Raw genomic sequence first — 21843 nt, forward strand, 5'->3', positions numbered from 1 at the left:
GCGGGTTCGCTACGAGGCGAAGACGGCCGGCATGGCCTATCGCCTGCGGCGGACTCGCAGTGTTCGGCCGCGTAAGCTGGTGGAAGGCAGCTGGCTTCACGAACGCGTCCAGGATCACCTCGTGTACGACCGCTGGTCGCCGCAGCAGATTGCGGCGAGACTGCGGAGCATGTACCCGGACGATCCCGCTCGACAGGTCAGCCACGAGACGATCTACGCGGCGATCTACGCCCACCCGCGCGGATCGCTGAAGAAGGCGATGGTGGATGCGCTGCGTCAGGAGAAGCCCAGTCGCGGCCGACGGCGCAAGACGCTTTCCAGTGGCGGCTTCGTGCCGGAAGCGCTGCGCATCGTGCACCGCCCTGAGGAGATTGCCGAGCGCACACTGCCTGGGCACTGGGAGGGGGATCTCATCAAGGGCGCCTTCAACCGCTCATGCGTGGGCACGCTGGTCGAGCGCAAGACGCGCTTCGTCGTGCTGTGCCGGATGGAGGGCTGCACGGCGCAGGATGCGCTGGAAGGGTTCACGCGCCAGATGAAGAAACTGCCGGCGTTCCTGCGCGAGAGCCTAACCTACGACCGCGGCAGCGAACTGGCCTGCCACGCCGAACTGGCCAAGCGCTTGAACATCGACATCTGGTTCGCCGACCCGCATGCGCCCTGGCAGCCCCCTGGCAGCAACGAGAACACGAATGGCCTGCTGCGTCAGTTCATGCCCAAGGGCTTGGACCTGTCCAACATCAGCCAGGAAGAACTCAACCACGTCGCCAAGCTGATGAACGGGCGGCCGCGGCAAACGCTGGGCTGGATGACACCGGCCGAGATGATGGACAAGGAAATCGCTGCTCACTCACAACGTGTTGCGCTTGAATCTTGAGACCGCCAAGTGCCGTAGACTGATCCGCAGCGTGGCGCATGTTGGCCAGGAGCCGGGGAGGCATCATGAAGTGGGTTTGCATCGCATTATGTTCGGCGTGCGCATGCTCGCTCGCCCACGCGCATATCATGTTGAGCTATCCGCCCGCGCGCACGCCCAACGCTCCCGGGGCAGCGCACTACATGTCGCCTTGCGGCGACAACCCCGATCCCGGCCCGGCCGAAACGAGAACGGTCCTGAGCTCGGGCACCACGATCAGTGTGCAATGGACCGAAACCATCAATCATCCAAGCCACTATCGCATCAGTTTCGATGCCGATGGCCAGGACGCCTTCACCGTTCCGCTTGCTTATGATGATTTCTACAACGGACCGGCGGTGCTTCTCGACGACATCGCCGATCCGGAGCCCGGCGCCTCCAAGAGTGTCGAGGTGACGTTGCCGAATGTGGCGTGCGACGAATGCACGCTGCAGCTCATTCAAGTCCGATACGATGCGCCGCCCTACACGATTGGGCCCGATAGCTCGGACGTACACTACCAATGCGCCGATGTCGTGCTGGTATCGGACCGGATATTCGTCAGCGGCTTCGAATGACATCCAAGCGAGGGCGGATCACCAAACTGTCCGACCTGCACGTCATGCCGCGGCCGCACCCCGATCGCATGTCGACCGACGCGGAGTCCTCGCGTAGAGCGCAACTGTCCGACGAGCCCCTTGCCGCGTGCCGAAACGTTTGCGCAGCTAGTCGATCGGCTGGCCGGACACCGAGCGACTCATCAGGGCCAGCGCAATGCCTGCCAACGAAAAAGAAACAAGAATGGCCGGCCACACCATGAGCATGAAGAAAATTGCGCCACTGAAGCTGATGGGGATGACCAGAAGCATCGCACCGCCCAGGCTACCGGAAGGACGCTCCCATAGATCCCATAAGGCCACAGTAGCTGAGCCTGCACTCGCGGCCAGGAACAGGACGAGCAATGGGCAGGTGATCAACTCGAAGCCGGGGCGCTCACCTTCGACCGGAAGATACCAGGAACCCAACCAATAGCCGATGAGAGCCGCAGCCAACACCGCGACCACGCTAGCCGCAACGAAGGAAGAGTCTTCGATCCCGACATGGAAGAGAAAGAACGCGACCGAGGACGCCATCGCAATCGCGTAGCAAGCACCGCTCGTCGTCCTCAATCTTTTCACGATCGCCCCATGCGGATACTGATCGCACCTGATCGCGAATATGGGCTTCACGAACCGGGAACGACATCCACGCTCGACGGATGAGTACGGAGAGTAGCGAGCAGCTCCAAAACCCGCTACCAGACCAGATCGGCCGGCACGTCGTCCTCGGCCGGCGCATCCGGATCGCACAGCAGCACCAGGGCTTCCTCGTCGATCGCCTGCGCGGCCAGCGCGATCTCGCGCTCGACCAGCAGGTAGCGGCCGTTGTGCTGGACGACCGCGAGTTCGCCGGCGTTGAGGCGCGACAGCTGGTCGGCGGTCACGTAGACGCGGCGGATCTTGCTGCCGTGCGGGAAATGGCGCGCGACGTCGGCGTCGGCCGCGTTGAGCGCCTTGCCGGTGAACAGCGTGCCGAGCTTCTGCCTGCGCTCCTTCTTGAGACGGGCGCGCTCGGCGGCCTCGCGCTCGACGCGCTGGCGCTCCTGGTTCTCGGCGCGCTGGCGCAGCGCGTAGGCCTTGGCCAGATCGATCTCGTCCTGGCTCTTGCCGCCGCCTTTCTGCGCCTGACCGGGCGCAGCACCGCTCCGGGCGTTGCCGCCGTGCGGGCCGCCCTTGCCACCGCCACCCTTGCCGGGCGGCCGCTGCTGCGGGCCGGACGGACGGCCGGATCTGCCTTGCGGCTTGTTCTCGGGGACGGGTTTCTTGACCAGACCGGCTTTCAGCAGCTGATCGCGCAGGGATTCGGACATGGCGGTTCAGTAGTGCGGAGGCGGAGGTTCGTCCCGGATGTCGTGGGACAGCGCCAGGCGTACGCCGAGCAGCTCGCCGCGCAGCCGTTCGAGCTCGGCCGAGAGCTGCTGCACGCGGCGGTCCTGGTCGGCGACGACGCCGTTGAGCGCATTGACGGTGTCGTCGATGAAGGCGAGCCGGACCTCCAGCTCGGTCAGGCGCTCCTCGATGCTGGCGCTCACCGGCCGGGCTCCGGCAGCGTCTCGATCAGGTGGCGGCCGTGGCGCGGGCCGACCACGCCTTTGGCTTCTTCGGCGGCGAGCGCCAGATCGGCCAGCGCCATCTCGCGGACCAGTTCATCGAACGAGGTGCGCGGCGTCCAGCCGAGCTTCTCGCGCGCGAGCGCGGCGTCGCCGAGCAGGGTGCCGACCTCGGCCGGTCGCTGGTACTGCGGGTGCACGCGCACGACGACCTGGCCCGACACCAGTGCGCAATCGGGTGCGTGGACGCTGTCGACGATGCCCTGCTCGTCGTCGCCGCTGCCGCGGAACACGATCTCCACGCCCATCGCGCGCGCGGCAAGCACGACGAAGTCGCGCACCGAGTGCTGCACGCCGGTCGCGATCACGTAGTCGCAGGGTTCGTCCTGCTGCAGGATCAGCCACTGCGCCTCGACGTAGTCGCGCGCGTGGCCCCAGTCGCGCCGCGCGTCGAGGTTGCCCAGGTGCAGCGTCTTCTGCAGGCCATGCACGATGCGCGCGAGCGCACGCGTGATCTTGCGCGTCACGAAGGTCTCGCCGCGGATCGGCGACTCGTGATTGAACAGGATGCCGTTGCAGCCGTAGAGGCCGTAGGCCTCGCGGTAGTTGACGGTGATCCAGTACGCATAGAGCTTGGCGACGCCGTACGGCGAGCGCGGATGGAACGGCGTGGTCTCGCGCTGCGGCGTCTCGCGGACCAGGCCGTACAGCTCGGACGTGGACGCCTGGTAGATGCGGCAGCGGTCGGTGAGGCCGAGCGTGCGCATCGCCTCGAGCAGGCGCAGCGTGCCGAGGCCGTCGGCATTGGCGGTGTACTCGGGCTCCTCGAACGACACCGCGACGTGACTCTGCGCGGCGAGGTTGTAGATCTCGTCGGGCTCGACCTGCTGCACGATCCGCAGCAGGCTCAGCGAGTCGGTCATGTCGCCGTAGTGCAGCGTCAGCGCCGGACCGGACTCGTCGAGCTCGTGATGGAGATGGTCGATGCGCTCGGTGTTGAACGAGGACGCGCGGCGCTTGATGCCGTGCACCTCGTAGCCCTTGGCCAGCAGCAGCTCGGCCAGGTACGCGCCATCCTGGCCGGTGACGCCGGTGATCAGGGCTCGTTTCTTCATCGGCTCCCACGCTGTCGGCCGGGCGCGACGGCGCGCCGGGCGGCCCCTCAGATTGGCCGGGTCGGGACGCCTGTGTCCCGGCCCGCATCGCAGCAGCGCGGCAGCACCGCGCCGTCCGTTCCTTCCGCCGGCGTCTTCACGCCGACCCGCGAGCGATCCGTTCCTCGATCGCGGCGGCGGACGGCCTGGGGCGGCCCGCCGGAAAGGGGCGGTGATGGTAAACGGCGGCGGCGCCGAGGTACAGGCTTGGCGGCGGCCCGGGTCCGGCGCCGCCGGATTCTCAGTCGAACGAGGACGCGAAGATCGGGTCGCCCGGCAGCAGGCCGAGCGGCCCCGGATAGGCATAGCCCGGGAACACCGTGCCGAGCTCGGTGCTACCGAGGTGGCCGGCCGCGACCTCGGCCAGCACCTGGCGGAAGTCGGTCGTCGTCATGACGTCCTCGTTCTGGAACAGCTGGCCGTCCTGCAGGCCGCCGAACGTGCCGTAGAGCTGACCGCCGCGGACGCGGCCGCCGAGCACCAGCATCGGGTTGGCGCTGCCGTGGTCGGTGCCGCGGTTGGCGTTCTCGCGCACGCGCCGGCCGAACTCGCTGTGCACGACCACGACCATGCGCCCGGCCATGCCGGCGCCGGCCAGGTCGGTGTAGAGCGCATGCAGCGTCTGCGACAGGCCGGCGACGCGGTTGGCGTACTGGTTCTGGTTGAGGTCGCCCTGGGTGCCGTCGCCCTGGTTCTCGTGCGTGTCCCAGCCGCCGTAGTCGAGCGTGGCGACCTGCAGGCCGAGGCCGCGCTTGGCGATGTTGGCGATCAGCTTGGCCTGGTTGCCGAGCGTGGCGGCGACGCCGCTGCTCGGGTAGTTCGCGCCCGGCGACGGCGTGTAGTTGGCGATGTTGAGCGTATCGACCAGTTCGACGGTCTCGATCGCGCCGGTGCCGGCGAGGTCGAGGTCGCCGCTGCCCTGGTAGAGGTAGCGCAGCGTCATCAGCGTCGAGAGCTTGTAGCGCGGCACGCCGTCGACGGTGCCGTTGTTCGCGTTGGGGTGGTAGCTGTTCGGGTCGTCCAGCACCATCGCGTCGCGGCGGCCGAGCAGGCTCGCCGGCGCGCTGCTGCCGGCGCTGAACGCCGGGATCACCGCGCCGTCGGGCACCTGGCCGCTGCCGGCGAGGTGCCGCGCCAGCCAGCCGCTGCCGATCGACGAGCTGCCGGGCGTGCCGTGCTCCATGTAGTCCTGCGCATCGAAATGCGAGCGCGTGATCTGGCCGATCGGAAAGCCGGTGCCGTGCACGATCGCGAGCTTGCCCTGGCCGTACAGCTCGTGCAGGCCGGTCGCGGCGAAGTTGAGGCCGAAGTTGGTGGAGCCGAGCGGCAGCGCGGCGGTGGAGCCGGTCGTGCGCAGATGGATGTTCGGGCGGCGCTGCTCGTACGGCGCGCGGTCCGGGCCGGCGATCGGGCAGACCAGGTTGAGCCCGTCGATGCCGCCGCGCAGATAGACGTAGACCAGGAAGCGCTCGCCGCTCCAGGCGGCGCGTGCCGGGTTGGCGTGCAGGCCGAGCTTGAGCCCGCCGAGCGCGGTCAGGCACAGCGTGGAGCCCTTGAGGAACGCGCGTCGCGTCAGATTGCCCATGTCGTCGCTCCTCAGCGGACCATGAACTGCGGACTGAACAGCGCGCAGTCGACCATGCCGCGCAGGCGGCTGTGCCAGTAGTTGGGGCCCGAATCGGTGCCGATGCCGGCGGTATTGCCGGCCGGCCCGTTGCCGATGCCGACGTCGGCGCCGAAATAGGTCACCGTGTCGGTGTTGCGGCACATGAACGAGGCGACCTGATAATGCAGCTCGGTGCCGCGCCAGCCGGTCGTGCCGCTCGGCGCCCAGTCGAATGCGCGCGTGAGCCAGAAGTTGGCGAGGTTGTTCGGCGTGTGGTCGGCCGGCGCGGCGCTGAATTCCCCGAGAGTCAGCGCCAGCACCGGCGCCAGCGGCGTCTGGTCGGCGCCGAGGTTCTGGTCGAGCACCCAGTCGACGGTACGCCAGGCATGCACGTAGGCGCCGCCGCCCATCCAGTACGAGGTGTGGTCCGGAAAGCCGTCGGGCGCGCGCCAGTCGAACGGCCGGTGGCCGCTGCGGCGGAAGCGGTCCATGAAGCCGTCGCTGGCGCTGTCGTTGCGGCGCACGGTGAAGTCGACATTGACCGCGCGCAGCGCCGAGACGACGGCCTCGAACGGCTTCTTGGTCTTGTTGCCGAAATTGCCGAGGTCGCGGAACGAGCCGGGACCGCCGTCGTGCAGCAGCACCACGCGCAGGGTCTTCTTGATCTGGTCGGGCGCGGCGCGGTTGTTCCAGAACTCCAGCGCCGCCGCCGCCACGACCGACTCGGGCGGATCGTCGCCGAGGAAGCGCCTGGCCAGCTTCAGTGCGATGTGGCGCGCGGTGCCCGGGTGGTAGGCGAGCCGGTCGAGGAAGCGCTGGTGCTCGGCCGCGTACGGCGTATTGGCCGCGGCGAACTCGCCGAGCACGGTCTTCTGGCCGATGTCGTGCTGGTCGGTGACCAGGTACGGCAGGCCGGTGTTCGGGTTGGAGCCGCCGCCGCGATAGAACGTCCAGCCGGTGAACGAGCGCGCCAGCTCGTAGACGTCGGCGTCGACGTAGCCGACCGGCCAGCCGGCGCCGGGCTGGCCGGCAGGGATCAGCGGCACCTGGTTCTGCTGCAGATCGGGGCCCAGATAGTTGATCGAGCCCAGCGTGTGCAGCTCGATGATCTCGCGCGCGTAGTTCTCGTTGAAGCTCGGCGCGCGGTTGATGTAGTTGTCGAGGAAGTACAGCATCGCCGGCGCTTCGAAGGTCTTCTGCAGCATCGTGCGGAAGTTGCCGAGCGCGTTCTTGCGGATCACGTCGCGGTCCCAGGACACGAAGGTCGGCGCGGCGTAGCGGTCGTAGCCGTAGACGTTGAAATGGTTGTGCCAGAAATCGGCGAGCTGCTCGAACAGGCCCCAGCGCGAATAGAACGCGCGCACGAACACCGCGCGCTCGATCTCGCGGATCGGCCAGTCGCGCGTGTACGGCTGCCCGGACAGCGAGCCGTTGACCTCGTGGTCGAGCCAGAGCTGGTCGAAGCTCTTGTCGAGCGTGACGAAGTTCTCGTGCGCCAGGCGCGCGGCGACGTCCGGATCGGTGACGTGGCCGCCGCCGTCGAGCGTCGGACTGAGCTGCTGGTCGACGAAGGCGGTCAGGCGCGCGTCGTCGGTGGCGCCGAGCGCGTTGAACTGCTGCACGCTGAAGGCCGTGCCGCGGCGCGGTCCGAAGCCGAGCCGGCCCAATACGTAGGCCGCGAACGGCGGCGTCACCAGCGCGCTGGAGAGGCTGGCGCCGCGCGGGCCGCCCTCACCGATGTCGCCGGCCAGAAAACTGCGCCGCGAGAGACCCTCGCGGCCCAAAAGCTGCCCATCCATATGTGCCACCCCGATGCATCGCCCGGCGACAGAGTAAACGGCCTGCAGCGGTCGAAACGTGACGGCCGGCGCTGATTGGCGCCGGCAAGGCGCGGTTTTCGCGGCGTTTTCTCAGTCCGGGCGGCGCACGCTGCGGCCGCGGCCGATGCCGTAGTAGGCCAGGCCCGCGGCCTCGACCGTCGCCGGGTCGAAGATGTTGCGGCCGTCGAACACCACCGGCGTCCTCAGCATACGCGCGATGCGCTCGAAGTCCGGACTGCGGAACATCTTCCATTCGGTGACCACGACCAGCGCATCGGCGCCCTCGAGCGCGGCGTAGGCGTCCGGACACAGTGCCAGATCGTCACGCTCGCCGTAGAGGCGCTGCGTCTCGGCGGCGGCCTCAGGATCGTAGGCGCGCACGCGCGCGCCGGCGGCCCACAGCTGCTCGATCAGCGTGCGGCTCGGCGCCTCGCGCATGTCGTCGGTGTTCGGCTTGAACGCCAGGCCCCAGACCGCGATCGTGCAGCCGGCCAGCTCGCCGAAATGGCGGCCGAGCAGCGCGAACAGGCGCCGCTTCTGCGCCTCGTTGACGGCCTCGACCGCGCTCAGCAGGCGCGGCTCGGCACCGTGGCTGCGCGCGGTGTGCTCGAGCGCCTTGACGTCCTTCGGAAAGCACGAGCCGCCGTAGCCGGCGCCCGGATAGATGAAGTGATAGCCGATGCGCGGGTCCGAGCCGATCCCCAGGCGCACCTGCTCGACGTCGGCGCCGACCTGCTCGGCGATCGCCGCGATCTCGTTCATGAAGCTGATCTTGGTCGCCAGCATCGCGTTGGCGGCGTACTTGGTCAGCTCGGCCGAGCGCACGTCCATGATGACGATGCGGTCGTGGTTGCGGTTGAACGGCGCGTACAGCATGCGCAGGCGCGCGACCGCGGCGGCGCTGTCGGAGCCGATGATGATGCGGTCGGGCCGCATGCAGTCCTGGACCGCATCGCCCTCCTTGAGGAATTCCGGATTGGAGACGACGTCGAACGCGATCGAGGCGCCGCGCTCGGCCAGCGCCGCGGCGATCGTCGCGCGGACGCGGTCGGCGGTGCCGACCGGCACGGTCGACTTGTTGACGACGACGACCGGCTCGGCGAGCTCGGCGCCGATCGTGCGCGCGACCGCCAGCACATGCGAGAGGTCGGCGCTGCCGTCCTCGTCGGGCGGCGTGCCGACCGCGATGAAGATCAGCTGCGCGCCGGCGACGCCGGCGGCCGCCGAGGTCGTGAAGCGCAGGCGGCCGGCGGCATGGTTGTCGCGCACCAGCACGTCCAGGCCCGGCTCGAAGATCGGGATCTCGCCGGCCTCGAGCCGCGCGACCTTGGCCGCGTCGACGTCGACGCAGGTCACCTCGTTGCCGACCTCGGCCAGGCAGGCGCCGGTGACCAGACCCACGTAACCAGTGCCGAAAATCGTGACGCGCATGCCCTACTCCAGAATCGATGACGTCCGCCACCGCGTCGCGCGGAGGCGGAAACGACGAGGGCGCGCCGGTTCGCGGCACGCCCTCGGCGCGGATACCGCTGGTGCGGTGCTTACTTCTTGGCCGGCTCGGCGGCGGCTGCGTTCTCGATCGAGATCAGCTTGACGTCGAAGATCAGCGTCGCGTTCGGGCCGATGTTCGGCGGCGCGTTCTCGCCGTAGGCGAGGTCGGCCGGGATGAACAGCTTGTACTCGGCGCCCTCGCCCATCAGCTGCAGACCTTCGGTCCAGCCCTTGATCACGCCGTTGAGCGGGAACGTGGCCGGGGTGCCGCGGTCGATCGAGCTGTCGAACTTGGTGCCGTCGATCTTGGTGCCGGTGTAGTCGACCTTGACCGTATCGGTGGCCTTGGGCTTCTTGGCGCTGCCTTCCTTGACGACCTGGTACTGCAGGCCGCTGGCGGTGGTCTTGACGCCCGGCTTGGACTTGTTGGCGGCCAGGAAGGCCTCGCCCTCGGACTTGTTCTTCTCGGCGGCAGCCTTCTGCTCGGCCAGATGCTTGGTCTGCAGCTTCTGCTGGAACTCCTGGCCGACCTTGTTGGCCTCCTCGTCGGTCAGCAGCGTCTTGCCGCCGCCGACCGAGTCCTGCATCGCCTTGTAGACGGTGGCGAGGTCGATGTCGTCCTTGATCTGGCCGAGGCTGCGGCCGATCTGCATGCCGACCATGTAGCTGACCTTGTCCTTCTCGGTCTTGAGCGAGGCGTCGGCGGCGAACGCTGCGCCTGCGCCGAACGCCGACAGCACGGCCACGGCGAGCAGGGACTTGCGGGTGAAACGGGTCATCGAATGCTCCTGGAATAGGGGGGTAATGGCCGGCCTTCGATTACTCGCGGACACCGAGAAGACCGCAACGGCCGCTGCGCCGGGCCGCGTATTGTCCCTGCGGCCGGGTTTCTTGGCAAACCGCCGGTTAAACTGCCGGCCATGTTGCGCTTTGACCATCTGAGCCTGCGCCGGGGTTTCCGGCTGCTGCTGAACGACACGACCTTTTTCATTCATGCCGGCTGGCGCGTCGGCCTGACCGGCCGCAACGGCACCGGCAAATCGAGCCTGCTCGCGCTGATCGGCGGCGAGCTGACGCCCGATGCCGGCGATTTCTCGCGTCCGCGCGAGTGGACGCTGGCCCATGTGCGGCAGGAGACGCCGGCGCTGGCGCGCAGCGCGCTCGACTACGCGCTCGACGGCGACGCCGAGTTCCGCCGGCTCGAGGCCGAGCTCGCCGCGGCCGAGGCCGCGCACGACGCGCTGGCGCAGGGCCGCCTGCACGAGCGCATGCAGGCGATCGGCGGCTATGCGGCCAAGGCGCGCGCAGCCGAACTGCTGAACGGCCTGGGCTTCGCACCCGGCGACGAGACGCGGCCGGTCTCGGCGTTCTCGGGCGGCTGGCGGATGCGGCTGAACCTCGCCCAGGCGCTGATGTGCCGCTCGGACCTGCTGCTGCTCGACGAGCCGACCAACCATCTGGATCTGGACGCCGTGCTCTGGCTCGAGGACTGGCTGCGCCGCTATCCGGGCACGCTGATCGTGGTCTCGCACGACCGCGAGTTCCTCGACGCGGTGGTCACCCACGTGCTGCATCTGGCCGACGCCAACGCCGAGATCTTCAGCGGCGACGTCAGCCATTTCGAGCGCAAGCGCGCCGAGCGGCTGATCCAGCAGCAGGCGCTGGCCGAACGCCAGCAGCGCCAGCGCGCGCACATGCAATCGTTCGTCGACCGCTTCAAGGCCAAGGCGTCCAAGGCGCGCCAGGCGCAGAGTCGGCTCAAGGCACTGGAACGGATGGCCCTGGTCGCGCCGGTGCGCGTGGAGTCCGGCATCACGTTCTCGTTCGCCGAGCCGGCCGCCGTGCCGGCACCGCTGCTGGTGCTCGACCAGGCCGCCGTCGGCTACGCCGGGCGGCACATCGTCGAGCACATCGGCTGGACGCTGCGCGCCGGCGACCGCATCGGCCTGCTCGGCGCCAACGGCGCCGGCAAGTCGACCCTGGTCAAGCTGATCGCCGGCACGCTGGCACCGCTGGCCGGCGAACGGCGCGAGGGCAAGGGCCTGGTCGTCGGCTACTTCGCGCAGCACCAGCTCGAACAGCTCGACCCGCAGGCAACGCCGGTCGCGCATCTGCTGCGGCTGCAGGCCGACCTCGGCGAGCAGGCGGCGCGCGACTTCCTCGGCGGCTTCGGCTTCTCGGGCGAGCGCGCGCTGTCGGAGGTCGGCGGCTTCTCGGGCGGCGAGAAGGCGCGCCTGGCGCTGGCGCTGGTCGTGTTCCGCAAGCCGAACCTGCTGCTGCTCGACGAGCCGACCAATCATTTGGACGCCGACACGCGCGAGGCGCTGGCCGAGGCGCTGCAGGATTTCGCCGGCGCGATCGTGCTGGTCGCGCATGACCGTGCGCTGCTGCGCGCCACCTGCGACGAGTACCGGCTGGTCCGCGACGGCCGCGCCGGCGTGTTCGACGGCGACCTCGACGACTACGCGGCCCTGGTGCTGCGCAAGACGCCGCCGCCCGGCAGCGAGGCGGCCGCGGCCGGCGCCTCGCGCCGCGACGATCGCCGCGAGCGCGCCGAGCAGCGCGCCAAGCTGGCGCCGCTGCGGCGCGAGGCCGAACGCATCGAGAAGCGGCTGGCCGCGCTCGAACGCGAACGCAGCGAGGTCGAGACCGCCCTGGCCGACCCGGCGCTCTACGACGGCGCCCAGGCCGGCCGCATCGCCGAGCTGACCGCGCGGCGCGGCCGCATTGGCAGCGAGATCGCGACGCTCGAGGACGCCTGGCTGGCCGGCCAGGCCGCGCTGGAGGAAGCCACGGCGAGCGCCTGAGCGGCGGCGGCCGCGCGATCGGGGGCGGCGTGCGGCCCGGCCCACATGCGGCATCGGTGCGGCGATGTCCTGGGCGCCGGCCGTTCTGCGCTTGGCAAGCGGTCGATCCCTGCGGAGATGCCGTCCATGCGCCACCGTTCACGCCTGCTGCTCGCCGCCGCCCTGCTCGCCCCGGTCGCGGCGGCCGGCGCCACCTTCACCGTCACCAGCACCGCCAACAGTGGCGCCGGCTCGCTGCGCCAGGCGATCCTCGACGCCAACGCGGCGGCCGGCGCCGACACGATCGCGTTCGCGATCTCCGGCGCCGGACCGCACAGCATCGCGATCACCTCCAGCCTGCCCGGCATCACCGGGCCGGTCACGATCGACGGCTACACTCAGTCCGGCGCGGCGCCCAACACGCTGGCCATCGGCACCAATGCACAGATCCGCGTTGAGATCCGCGGCCCCGGCGATTTCAGCGCGAACGGCCTGATCCTGCTGGTCGGCGCCGTCGACAGTACGATCCGCGGCCTGTCGATCAACCGTTTCGGCGGCAGCCAGATCACCCTGCTCGGCGACCGCCCGACCGTTACCGGCAACTTCATCGGCATCGCCCCGGACGGCACGACGGTCTATCCGAGCAGTCCGGGCACGCGCGTGGGCCTCAGCGTGAGCGGCGACTTCGCGCAGATCGGCGGCACCGCGCGCGCGCAGCGCAACCTGGTCTCCGGCAACAGCCATAGCGGCATCTACGTCGGCGGCAGCAACGCCTCGGTGCAAGGCAATCTGGTCGGCACCGACCGCAGCGGCGCGGCCGCGCGCGGCAACAGCTGCGGCATCTCGATCGGCACCACCGGCGTCGGCGCCGAGGTCACCCGCAAAACGACCATCGGCGGCGACGCGGCACCGGGCGCGACGCCCGGCAACGTCGTGTCCGGCAATACGCGCTGCGGCATCGAGATCGTCTCGGGCAGCGATCATCGCCTGGTACGGAATCTGATCGGACTGGCCGCGTTCCCGCTGGCGACGGTGCCCAACGGCGGGCCGGGCATCGCGGTGCGCGGCGGCGAGCGCATCCTGATCGGCAGCGGCTTTCCGGGCGAGGTCAACAACGGCATCGCCGGCAATGCCGGCCCCGGCGTGCTGGTGACCGGCCCCGGCGACAGCACTGCGCCGCAACGGGTGTCGATCTTCGGCAATGCGATCTTCGGCAACGAGGGCCTGGCGATCGATCTGGCCGTCAACAATGCCGAAGGCTCCACGCCGAACGATCCGCTCGACGCCGACGAAGGACCCAACGGCCTGCAGAACGCGCCGCGGCTGACCGGCGTGGATCTCGGCGAAGGCCGCCTGCGCGGACGCCTCGAGGCACAGCCGAACACGACCTACTACATCGACTTCTACACGATGACCGCCTGCGGACCGGACGCGCATCCGGGCAGCTCCAGCTATCTGAGCTATCTGACGGTCGTCACCGGCGCGGACGGCACGGCGACGTTCCAGGGCGCGTTCGCGGATCTGCCGGCGGAGGGATTCGCCACGGCGACCGCGACGCTGCAGGTCAGCGTCGGCAGCGGCCCGACCTCGGAGTATTCGCCGTGCCTGCGCCTGGGCGATCGCCTGTTCGCCGACGACTTCGAGCCCTGATCGCGCACAATGGCGGCCGACCGACCCTGAGCGGAGGCCGCCATGTCCCGACTGCCGTCCCTACTGTCAAGCGCGCTCGCCGTTGCGGCGGCCGTGGCGCTGAATCCGCTGCCGGCAACCGCCGCGTCGAGCGCTGCCGGCGAACCGGCGCGCGCGGCGGCGCAGAAGAAACCGGCCCCATCCGTCACGGCCATGGCCGGCAGCGCGGCGGCCGACGGACATGACGGCGCCTCGCCGACGCGCGGCAAGGCGGCGACGGCCGCAGATTCGGCGGCCGAGCCCGATCCGGCGGCGCTGAAACCAGGCCAGTTCCTGTGGCATCCGGAGATCGCCCCGGCCGGCCCGCTGGTCCTGGTGGTCAGCCTCGACGAGCAGCGCGCCTACGCGTACCGCAACGGCATCGCGATCGGCGTGTCGACGATCAGCTCCGGCAAGCCCGGCAAGGACACGCCGACCGGCGTGTTCACGATCCTGCAGAAGAGCAAGGATCACCGCTCCAATCTCTACGACGGCGCACCGATGCCGTACATGCAGCGGCTGACCTGGGACGGTATCGCGCTGCACGGCGGCACCCTGCCCGGCTATCCGGCCTCGCACGGCTGCGTGCGCCTGCCCAAGGCCTTCGCCGAGAAGCTGTTCGCGGTCACCCAGCGCGGCGACACCGTGGTCGTCGCCGACGGCAAGGCCTCGGCGGCCGCCGTGGTGCATCCGGCGATGCTGGCGCCGGTCGCGGCCGGCGGCGCACCGGCCGGCCCGGCCGAGGCCGCGGCGCGCGAGGAGGCGGCCGCGACCGCGGCCGGCGCCGACTGGGCCTGGGACGATGCGCCCGCGCCGGACGGTCCGCTCAGCGTCCTGGTCAGCCTGCGCGAGCGGCGCGTGTTCGTGCTGCGCAACGGCATCGGCATCGGCGAGGCCCGGCTCGGCGCCGATCCGGACATCGCGCTGCGCGGCTCGGTGCTGCTGGTGATGGGCGATCGCACCGAGGACGCGCCGAGCGTGCTCGATCCGGAGCGGCCGCGGCACCAGTGGACGATCTACCCGATCCTCGGCGACGACGCGGCCTCGATCGCGCTGTTGCAGCTGCGCCTGCAGCAGGCGCGCCCACTCGACCTGCCGCCGCCGTTCGCGCGCCGCCTGTACGCCGCGCTGGCGCCGGGCGCGACCGTGCTGCTGACCGACCTGCCGGCGGTGCGCGCGACGCCGACCGGCCAGGCGCTGCAGCCGGTGCTGGAGTCCGCCCCGCCGCCGCCCGCGCCGGCACCCTGAACCGCACTCCAGCTGGACTTCGCGGCGCCGATGTGGATAGATCGGCGCCTCGTTCCGCTGCGAGCCGCCGATCCGGCGGCGTGCCGATGCTGCTTCGTCTCCGCCGCGCGGCGCTGGCCGCGCTCTGCGCCATCCTCGGTTCCGGCTTCGCGCAGGCTGCCGCGCCGGCGCCGTCCCTGACCGATACGCTGGCCGCCGCCGCGCCGGCGCTCGACCGGCAAGTCCTGGCGCTGGCGACCCAAGCGCTGGCCTGCGCCGCGCGCGGTGCCGATGCCGCGCCGCGCACGCTCGGCGTGATCGACTACTCGCAGCCCTCGACGCGGCCGCGGCTGTGGGTGTTCGACCTCGACGCGCAGCGCCTGCTGTTCGAGGAATGGGTCGCGCACGGCCGCAACACCGGCCAGGACCGCGCGACGCAGTTCTCGAACGAGGCCGGCAGCTACATGTCGAGCCTCGGCGGCTTCGTGACCGAGGAACCCTACGTCGGCCACAACGGCTACTCGCTGCGCCTGCGCGGCCTGGAGCCGGGCTTCAACGACCGCGCCCGCGAGCGCGCGATCGTGATCCACGGCGCGCCGTACGTGAGCCAGGACCTGATCCGCAGCCAGGGCCGGCTCGGCCGCAGCCTCGGCTGCCCGGCGGTGCGCCCGGCGATCGCACGCGCATTGATCGACACGATCCGCGACGGCGCCTTCGTGTTCGCGTACTACCCGGACCCGGCCTGGCTGGCCGGCTCGCGCCTGCTCGCGCCCGACTGCGGCACGGCCGACGGCCGGCTCGCCTCCCAGGCGCCCGGCGCGGCGCCGCCGCTCACGCGGTCCGCGGCACGGCCGTCCGCGCCGCACTGACGAGCGCGCGACCTCAGCTGCGCCAGATCAGGCTCGCGAAGCGGCCGGTCTGCGCCTGGCGCCGATACGAATAGAAACGCGGATCGGCATAGGTGTCGAAGCCGCCGCCGTGGACGCGCGATACGCCGGCTGTGTGCAGCCGCCGCCGCGCCAGTGCCGCCAGATCGCAGCGCCAATGGCCCGGGCGCGTCGGCGTGAACGCCGCGGCGGCGCCCGCATCGGCGCCGACGAACGCGTCGCGGACCTCGGCGCCGACCTCGTAGGACGCCGCGCCGATCGCCGGACCGATCCACGCGAGCAGGCGCGGCGGCTCGCCGAGCGCCGCGAGCGCGGCCTCGACGACGCCGGCGGCCAGGCCGCGCCAGCCGGCGTGGACGGCCGCGACCGCGGCGCCGTCGTCGCGGCACAGCAGGACCGGCAGGCAGTCGGCGGTCAGCACCGCGAGCACGACCCCGCGCTGCCGCGTCAGTGCGGCATCGGCCTCGCGCGGCGCGTGCTGCACGGCGGCCGGTGCATCGAACATCGCGACCGCGGTGCCGTGCACCTGGCGCAGCCAGTGCGGCGGCGCCGGCAGCGCGAGCCGTTCGATCAGGTCCGCGCGGTTGGCGGCGACCGCCTCGGGCGCGTCGCCGCAGCGGTCGCCGAGATTGCAGCGATCGAACGGCGCGGCCGAGCGGCCCGGCAGATCGCGCGTCGTGACGATCGCGTGCACGCCCGGCGGCGCCGGCCAGTCCGGCCGCAACGCGCCCGCGGCCGCCTCAGTCATCGAGGCCGGCTTCGGCCGTATCGGCGCGCAGCGCGGCGATCAGCCGCTCCAGGTCGGCCGGACGCTCGGCCTTGACGGTCACGGTCTCGCCGCTGGCCGGATGCACGAATGCCAGCTGTTCGGCGTGCAGCGCCTGGCGGCGGAAGCTGCGCAGCGCCTCGACCAGCTCCGGCGTGGCGCCTTTCGGAAACTTCAGGCCGTTGCCGTAGGTGGCGTCGCCGACCAGCGGATGGCGGATATGCGCCATGTGCACGCGGATCTGGTGGGTGCGGCCGGTCTCCAGGCGGCATTCGATGCGCGTCATCGCGCGGTAGCGCTCGCGCACGCGGTAGTGGGTGACCGCCTCGCGGCCGTCCTCGCGCACGGCCTGCTTGATGCGGTCGCGCGGGTGGCGGTCGATCGGCGCGTCGACGGTGCCGCCGGCGATCATCGGCCCGTAGACGATGGCCTCGTACTGGCGGTGCACGTCGCGGTCGGACAGCTGCGCGACCAGCGCCGTATGCGCGCGCAGCGTGCGCGCCACGACCATCAGGCCCGAGGTGTCCTTGTCGAGCCGGTGCACGATGCCGCCTCGCGGGATCGCCGCCAGCGCCGGATCGTGATGCAGCAGCGCGTTCTGCAGCGTGCCGGCCGGATTGCCGGCACCGGGATGCACGACCAGGCCCGCCGGCTTGTTGACCACCAGGATGTCGGCGTCCTCGTAGCGGATGTCCAGGTCGATCGGCTCGGCCTCGGCGTCGATCTCGCGCTCGAGCCGGACCTGCAGCGCGACCGTTTCGCCGCCGACGACGATCTGGCGCGGCACCGCGGCCGCGCCGTCGACGCGCACCGCGCCTTCCTTGATCCACCCGGTCAGACGCGAGCGCGAGTAGTCGGGCAGCAGTTCGGCCAGGGCCTGGTCCAGGCGGCGGCCGGCCAGCGCCTCGGGAATGCGTACGTTCAGCGTCGATTCGGTGTCGTTCATGGTCCTTCGCGAGTTTCCGACCGTCGGGACGTTCGGGTTATGATCGGCCGTCAATCATCGCAAACCCCCACCCGCGCATGCCAATCCTTCCGTCCTTCCGCGTCGCCTGGCGCGTTCTCCTGCTGCTCGTGCTGGCCGTGGCGATGGCCGGCTGCAAGACCTTCGGCAAGCGCGGCAACGAGCTGGAGACGCTGCCGGTCGAGCAGCTCTACCAGCGCGGCGTGACGGCGATCGACGCCGGCAACTACGGCCAAGCGGCCGAGACCTTCTCGCGGCTGATCGGACGCTTCCCGTTCGGCGCGTACTCGGAGCAGTCGCAGATCAACCTGGCCTACGCGCAGTACAAGAGCTACAAGAACGACGACGCGTACTCGACGATCAATCGCTTCATCCGCACCTATCCCACGCACAAGAACATCGACTACGCGTACTACCTGCGCGGCCTGATCAACTTCGACCGCCAGACCGACTTCCTGAGCCGCATGGTCGGCCTCGACACGACGCGGCGCGACCAGGCGTTCCTGAACCAGTCCTTCGAGGACTTCTCCGAGCTGCTCAAGCGCTATCCGCAGAGCCGCTACGCGCCGGACGGCCGCCAGCGCCTGATCTACCTGCGCGACTCGATGGCCAAGGCCGAGATCAACATCGCGCTGTTCTATCTGCGCAAGGGCGCCTACGTCGCCGCGGCGAACCGCGCCAAGTACGTCGTGGAGACCTATCCGCAGACCGTGCAGGTCGGCGACGGCCTGGCGATCATGGTCGATTCGTACCGCGCGCTCGGCCAGGAACAGCTCGCCGCCGACGCCGAGCGCGTGCTCAAGCTCAACTACCCCGAGCACGCCTCGTTCGCCGGCAAGTGGCCGCAGTACCACTCCAACTGGTGGAAGCTGCTGCCGGTCATCAAGCGCGGCTGAGGCCGCGCCGGATCGCGACGCTCAGTTCGGCGCGACGACGCGGATCGCGTCGTCGTAGTGATAGGTCTGCTCGCTGCGGCTCTTCTTGCCGAGCGCCTCGCCGTCGGTGACCGCCTGCACGATCCGCCCGTCGGCGCCGACCAGGATGCGGCTGCGCGAGTTCACCGAGATGCCCATCATCGTCATCGCCACGTCGAACGAGTAGGCCCGCGCCGGCTGGCCGCCGAACGTCGCCGGGCCTTCGTCGACGACGTTGGACAGGCCCTTCTGCATCTGTTCGACGGTCTCGGGCACCAGCTGGCGGACCAGCGCGCTGGCGTCGAACGGCGGCTTCGTCCAGCCGCCGTCGCCATTGCGCATCCAGATCCCTTCGGGCAGCACGATCATCTCCATCCGGTCGGTCTTGAGGTGCACGCGCCGGCTGGTGTCGTAGCGCACGGTCGAGCGCGCCTGCTGGCCGCCGGCGCTCGAGACGGTCTCCACGCGCACGCGCGCGTCCATCGTCGCGCGATGCGCGGCGAGCACCGCATCGCGGGCGTCGGCACGCGCCGGCGCGGCGAACGCGACGGCCGCCAGGGCCAGGAACGACAGCGCACAGCGGATCGTCGGACTCATCGGGCAGCGCTCCCGCGGAAGGTGGGGCGCATTGTGCGCGACGCCGCCGCGGCACGTAACCCTCGGCCGGCCCGATACCCGCCTCCGCCGGGGCGGGCTACAATGTCGCTTTTCCGACCATCCCGACGCGGCACCGCCCGCCCGAATCCCACCCAGCCGTCCGTCGCCCGCGCCGTGCCGCAGCCCCAGCGCCCGCACGTTCGCGAGCCCGGACCGTCACGCCCGGAGTCCTTGATGATTTTCGAAACGATCGCCCGCACCGGCCACGAGGAAGTGGTGTTCTGCCACAACCCGGACGTGGGTCTGAAGGCCATCATCGCGGTCCACAACAGCGTGCTCGGCCCCGCCCTCGGCGGCCTGCGCATGTGGCCGTACAAGAGCGAGCAGGAAGCGGTCAACGACGTGCTGCGGCTGTCGCGCGGCATGACCTACAAGAACGCGGTCGCCGGACTCAACCTCGGCGGCGGCAAGGCCGTCATCATCGGCGATCCGTCCAAGGACAAGTCCGAGGCGCTGTTCCGCGCGTTCGGCCGCTTCGTCAACTCGCTCAACGGCCGCTACATCACCGCCGAGGACGTCGGCATCGACGTCAACGACATGGAATGGGTGTTCCGCGAGACGCAGTTCGTGACCGGCGTGCACCAGGTGCACGGCGGCTCGGGCGACCCGTCGCCGTTCACCGCCTACGGCACGCTGCAGGGCCTGCTCGCCTCGCTCAACGCCAAGTTCGGCAGCGAGGAGGTCGGCCGCCACGTCTACGCCGTGCAGGGCGTGGGCCACGTCGGCCTCGAATTCGTCAAGCTGCTGCGCGAGCACGATGCCAAGGTGTTCGTGACCGACATCAACCGCGAAGCGGTGCAGCGCTGCGTCGACGAGTTCGGCTGCGAGGCGGTCGGCATCGACGAGATCTACGACGTCGACGCCGACGTGTTCAGCCCGTGCGCGCTCGGCGGCACGATCAACGAGCAGACCCTGCCGCGGCTCAAGTGCAAGGTCATCTGCGGCGCCGCCAACAACCAGCTGGCGACCGACGCGATCGGCGAGGAAGTCGAGCGCCGCGGCATTCTCTATGCACCGGACTACGCGGTCAACGCCGGCGGCGTCATGAACATCTCGCTGGAGATCGACGGCTACAACCGCGAGCGTGCGATGCGCATGATGCGCACGATCTATCACAACCTCACGCGCATCTTCCAGATCGCCGCGCAGGACGGCATCCCGACGTTCCGCGCCGCCGACCGCATGGCCGAGGAGCGCATCCAGACGATCGGCAAGCTGCGCCTGCCGCACATGGGCAGCAACGCGCCGCGTTTCGAAGGGCGCATGCGCGGCCAGTGACGCCCGGCGCAGCCGCATCCCGCCGCCGGCTGCGCCACGCTCCATTCGACCCTCGCGCCGGCCGCGCATGTGCGGCCGGCGCCATCGCTCGCGACGGCGGTCACGCCGCCCGCGCCTCCGACGCCAGCGATCGAGCGCGCGCCGGAGGTCTGCCGATGCCATCCGCCGTCGCCGACGCATCCGCGCGCCGGCAGGCCGATGCGTGTCGCGCCGCAGCAGACCCGACCCGCGCATTCCCGGGCCGCAGCCTGCCGCCGCGCAACGCCCGCGGCGCGAGCGATCGGACCAAGATCCGCCGCGTGGTCGCCTAGGCGCCGAATGTGGCAGAGTGCGCGCTTCGTCGCGACGGACCGCCGGTCGCCGTCGCATGCGTCTGCCCTTCGATCCCAACGGAGCCGTCCGCCATGCGCCCTTTCCAACTCGGTGAAGACCTCGATCTGCTGCGCGAGACCGTGCATGCCTTCGCCGAGAAGGAAATCGCGCCGCGCGCCGACCGCATCGACCAGGAGAACCAGTTCCCGGCCGACCTGTGGCGCAAGTTCGGCGAACTCGGCCTGCTCGGCGTCACCGTGCCGGGCGAGTACGGCGGCTCGGAACTCGGCTATCTCGCGCACGTGGTCGCGCTGGAGGAGATCTCGCGCGCGTCCGGCTCGGTCGGCCTGTCCTACGGCGCGCATTCGAACCTGTGCGTGCAGAACCTCAACCACAACGGCAGCGAGGCGCAGCGCCGCAAGTACCTGCCGAAGCTGTGCAGCGGCGAATGGGTCGGCGCGCTGGCGATGAGCGAGCCGGGGGCGGGCTCGGACGTGGTCGGCTCGATGACCTGCCGCGCCGAGCAGCGCGGCGAGGTCTGGATCGCCAACGGCAGCAAGATGTGGATCACCAACGGCCCGGACGCCGACGTGCTGCTGGTCTACATGCGCACCGCGCCGAAGCCGGCCGGCTCGCGCTGCATGACCGCCTTCATCGTCGAGAAGGGCATGAAGGGCTTCTCGACCGCGCAGAAGCTCGACAAGCTCGGCATGCGCGGCTCCAACACCTGCGAGCTGGTGTTCGAGGACTGCGAGATCCCCGACGAGAACCGCGTCGGCGAGGTCAACGAGGGCGTGCGCGTGCTGATGAGCGGCCTGGACACCGAACGCCTGGTGCTGTCGGGCGGTCCGATCGGCCTGATGCAGGCCGCGCTCGACATCGCGCTGCCGTACGTGCGCGAGCGCAAGCAGTTCAATGCGCCGATCGGCACCTTCGGCATCATGCAGGCCAAGATCGCCGACATGTACACCGCGCTGCAGTCCTCGCGCGCGTTCGCCTACCAGGTCGCCGCCGACTTCGACCGCGGCGTCAAGTCGCGCATCGATCCGGCCGCCTGCCTGCTCAACGCCTCGCGCAACGCGGTCAGCGTCGCCTTGGAGGCGATCCAGGCGCTCGGCGGCAACGGCTACATCAACGAGTTCCCGACCGGTCGCCTGCTGCGCGACGCCAAGCTCTACGAGATCGGCGCCGGCACCAACGAGATCCGCCGCATGCTGATCGGCCGCGAGCTGTTCCACGGCAAGAGCTGAAGCCGGCCGCGCCGCGCGG

General features: G+C 70.3%; 20 protein-coding genes. 9 read left to right on the top strand and 11 right to left on the bottom strand.

The annotated features are described in order from the left end of the window. Both VMR06_RS10330 and VMR06_RS10335 read left to right on the top strand, forming a co-directional pair. Window positions 1-877: IS30 family transposase (locus VMR06_RS10330; protein WP_325375909.1), on the top strand; the 877-nt coding region annotated here is incomplete at its 5' end. Window positions 878-942: 65 nt separating this feature from the next. After that, a complete protein-coding gene (locus tag VMR06_RS10335) occupies window positions 943-1473 on the top strand; it encodes an SCE4755 family polysaccharide monooxygenase-like protein (RefSeq protein ID WP_325375911.1) in 531 nt (176 codons plus the stop codon). A 147-nt stretch (window positions 1474-1620) separates the two neighbouring features. On the opposite strand, the gene VMR06_RS10340 is transcribed toward VMR06_RS10335, so the two are convergent. From VMR06_RS10340 to VMR06_RS10375, 8 genes are all read right to left on the bottom strand, one after another. Further along, window positions 1621-2028 (bottom strand): hypothetical protein, encoded by a 408-nt coding sequence (locus VMR06_RS10340; RefSeq protein WP_325375913.1) that lies wholly within the window; start codon window positions 2026-2028, stop codon window positions 1621-1623. A gap of 161 nt (window positions 2029-2189) precedes the next feature. Beyond that, a complete protein-coding gene (locus tag VMR06_RS10345) occupies window positions 2190-2804 on the bottom strand; it encodes a DUF2058 domain-containing protein (protein WP_325375915.1) in 615 nt (204 codons plus the stop codon). Window positions 2805-2810: 6 nt separating this feature from the next. Continuing rightward, a complete protein-coding gene (locus VMR06_RS10350; RefSeq protein WP_325375917.1) occupies window positions 2811-3026 on the bottom strand; it encodes a SlyX family protein in 216 nt (71 codons plus the stop codon). After that, on the bottom strand, window positions 3023-4159 hold the full coding sequence (gene gmd, locus VMR06_RS10355; RefSeq protein WP_325375919.1) for a GDP-mannose 4,6-dehydratase: 1137 nt from the start codon (window positions 4157-4159) through the stop codon (window positions 3023-3025). Before gmd ends, VMR06_RS10350 begins: the two co-directional genes overlap by 4 nt. A gap of 280 nt (window positions 4160-4439) precedes the next feature. Continuing rightward, window positions 4440-5783, bottom strand: a complete 1344-nt coding sequence (locus VMR06_RS10360; protein ID WP_325375921.1) for a DUF1501 domain-containing protein — start codon at window positions 5781-5783, stop codon at window positions 4440-4442. Window positions 5784-5794: 11 nt separating this feature from the next. Further along, the gene (locus VMR06_RS10365; protein ID WP_325375923.1) at window positions 5795-7603 is read right to left on the bottom strand and encodes a DUF1800 domain-containing protein; all 1809 of its coding nucleotides are present in this window, start codon (window positions 7601-7603) and stop codon (window positions 5795-5797) included. A 111-nt stretch (window positions 7604-7714) separates the two neighbouring features. After that, the gene (locus tag VMR06_RS10370) at window positions 7715-9055 is read right to left on the bottom strand and encodes a UDP-glucose/GDP-mannose dehydrogenase family protein (RefSeq protein ID WP_325375925.1); all 1341 of its coding nucleotides are present in this window, start codon (window positions 9053-9055) and stop codon (window positions 7715-7717) included. Between the two features lie 110 nt (window positions 9056-9165). Continuing rightward, window positions 9166-9894, bottom strand: coding sequence for an FKBP-type peptidyl-prolyl cis-trans isomerase (locus tag VMR06_RS10375; protein WP_325375927.1), 729 nt, complete (start codon window positions 9892-9894; stop codon window positions 9166-9168). Between the two features lie 141 nt (window positions 9895-10035). On the opposite strand from VMR06_RS10375, the gene VMR06_RS10380 reads away from it, so the two are divergent. The 4 genes from VMR06_RS10380 (at window position 10036) to VMR06_RS10395 (ending at window position 15665) form a co-directional block, all read left to right on the top strand. Beyond that, the gene (locus VMR06_RS10380) at window positions 10036-11922 is read left to right on the top strand and encodes an ABC-F family ATP-binding cassette domain-containing protein (RefSeq protein ID WP_325375929.1); all 1887 of its coding nucleotides are present in this window, start codon (window positions 10036-10038) and stop codon (window positions 11920-11922) included. Between the two features lie 126 nt (window positions 11923-12048). Continuing rightward, window positions 12049-13551, top strand: a complete 1503-nt coding sequence (locus tag VMR06_RS10385; protein ID WP_325375931.1) for a hypothetical protein — start codon at window positions 12049-12051, stop codon at window positions 13549-13551. A 192-nt stretch (window positions 13552-13743) separates the two neighbouring features. Beyond that, window positions 13744-14817 carry a L,D-transpeptidase gene (locus VMR06_RS10390; RefSeq protein ID WP_414648110.1) on the top strand — a complete coding sequence of 358 codons (1074 nt, stop codon included), beginning with the start codon at window positions 13744-13746 and terminating at the stop codon, window positions 14815-14817. Between the two features lie 86 nt (window positions 14818-14903). Beyond that, window positions 14904-15665 carry a murein L,D-transpeptidase catalytic domain family protein gene (locus tag VMR06_RS10395; RefSeq protein ID WP_325375935.1) on the top strand — a complete coding sequence of 254 codons (762 nt, stop codon included), beginning with the start codon at window positions 14904-14906 and terminating at the stop codon, window positions 15663-15665. A gap of 13 nt (window positions 15666-15678) precedes the next feature. Here the strand turns inward: VMR06_RS10395 and pgeF are convergent, their stop codons facing one another. Then, complete coding sequence (gene pgeF / locus VMR06_RS10400) at window positions 15679-16431, bottom strand: peptidoglycan editing factor PgeF (RefSeq protein ID WP_325375937.1); 753 nt, start codon at window positions 16429-16431, stop codon at window positions 15679-15681. After that, window positions 16424-17395: a 23S rRNA pseudouridine(1911/1915/1917) synthase RluD gene (rluD, locus tag VMR06_RS10405; RefSeq protein ID WP_325375939.1), complete on the bottom strand. Its 972-nt coding sequence runs from the start codon at window positions 17393-17395 to the stop codon at window positions 16424-16426. The genes pgeF and rluD overlap by 8 nt, the downstream gene beginning before the upstream one ends. Window positions 17396-17472: 77 nt before the next feature. Between rluD and VMR06_RS10410 the strand changes: the two genes are divergently transcribed. Next, the gene (locus VMR06_RS10410; RefSeq protein WP_325375941.1) at window positions 17473-18309 is read left to right on the top strand and encodes an outer membrane protein assembly factor BamD; all 837 of its coding nucleotides are present in this window, start codon (window positions 17473-17475) and stop codon (window positions 18307-18309) included. Between the two features lie 21 nt (window positions 18310-18330). Here VMR06_RS10410 and VMR06_RS10415 read toward each other — a convergent pair whose 3' ends face one another. Further along, window positions 18331-18924: a hypothetical protein gene (locus VMR06_RS10415; protein ID WP_325375943.1), complete on the bottom strand. Its 594-nt coding sequence runs from the start codon at window positions 18922-18924 to the stop codon at window positions 18331-18333. 234 nt (window positions 18925-19158) lie between these two features. Between VMR06_RS10415 and VMR06_RS10420 the strand changes: the two genes are divergently transcribed. Together VMR06_RS10420 and VMR06_RS10425 are read left to right on the top strand one after the other, a co-directional pair. Beyond that, window positions 19159-20262: a Glu/Leu/Phe/Val dehydrogenase dimerization domain-containing protein gene (locus VMR06_RS10420; RefSeq protein WP_325375945.1), complete on the top strand. Its 1104-nt coding sequence runs from the start codon at window positions 19159-19161 to the stop codon at window positions 20260-20262. A gap of 404 nt (window positions 20263-20666) precedes the next feature. Next, window positions 20667-21824, top strand: a complete 1158-nt coding sequence (locus tag VMR06_RS10425; protein WP_325375949.1) for an isovaleryl-CoA dehydrogenase — start codon at window positions 20667-20669, stop codon at window positions 21822-21824. The last annotated feature ends 19 nt before the right edge of the window (window positions 21825-21843 follow it).

It is taken from the genome of Dokdonella sp., from assembly GCF_035511235.1.
In the GTDB taxonomy this organism is placed as follows: Bacteria; Pseudomonadota; Gammaproteobacteria; order Xanthomonadales; family Rhodanobacteraceae; genus Dokdonella.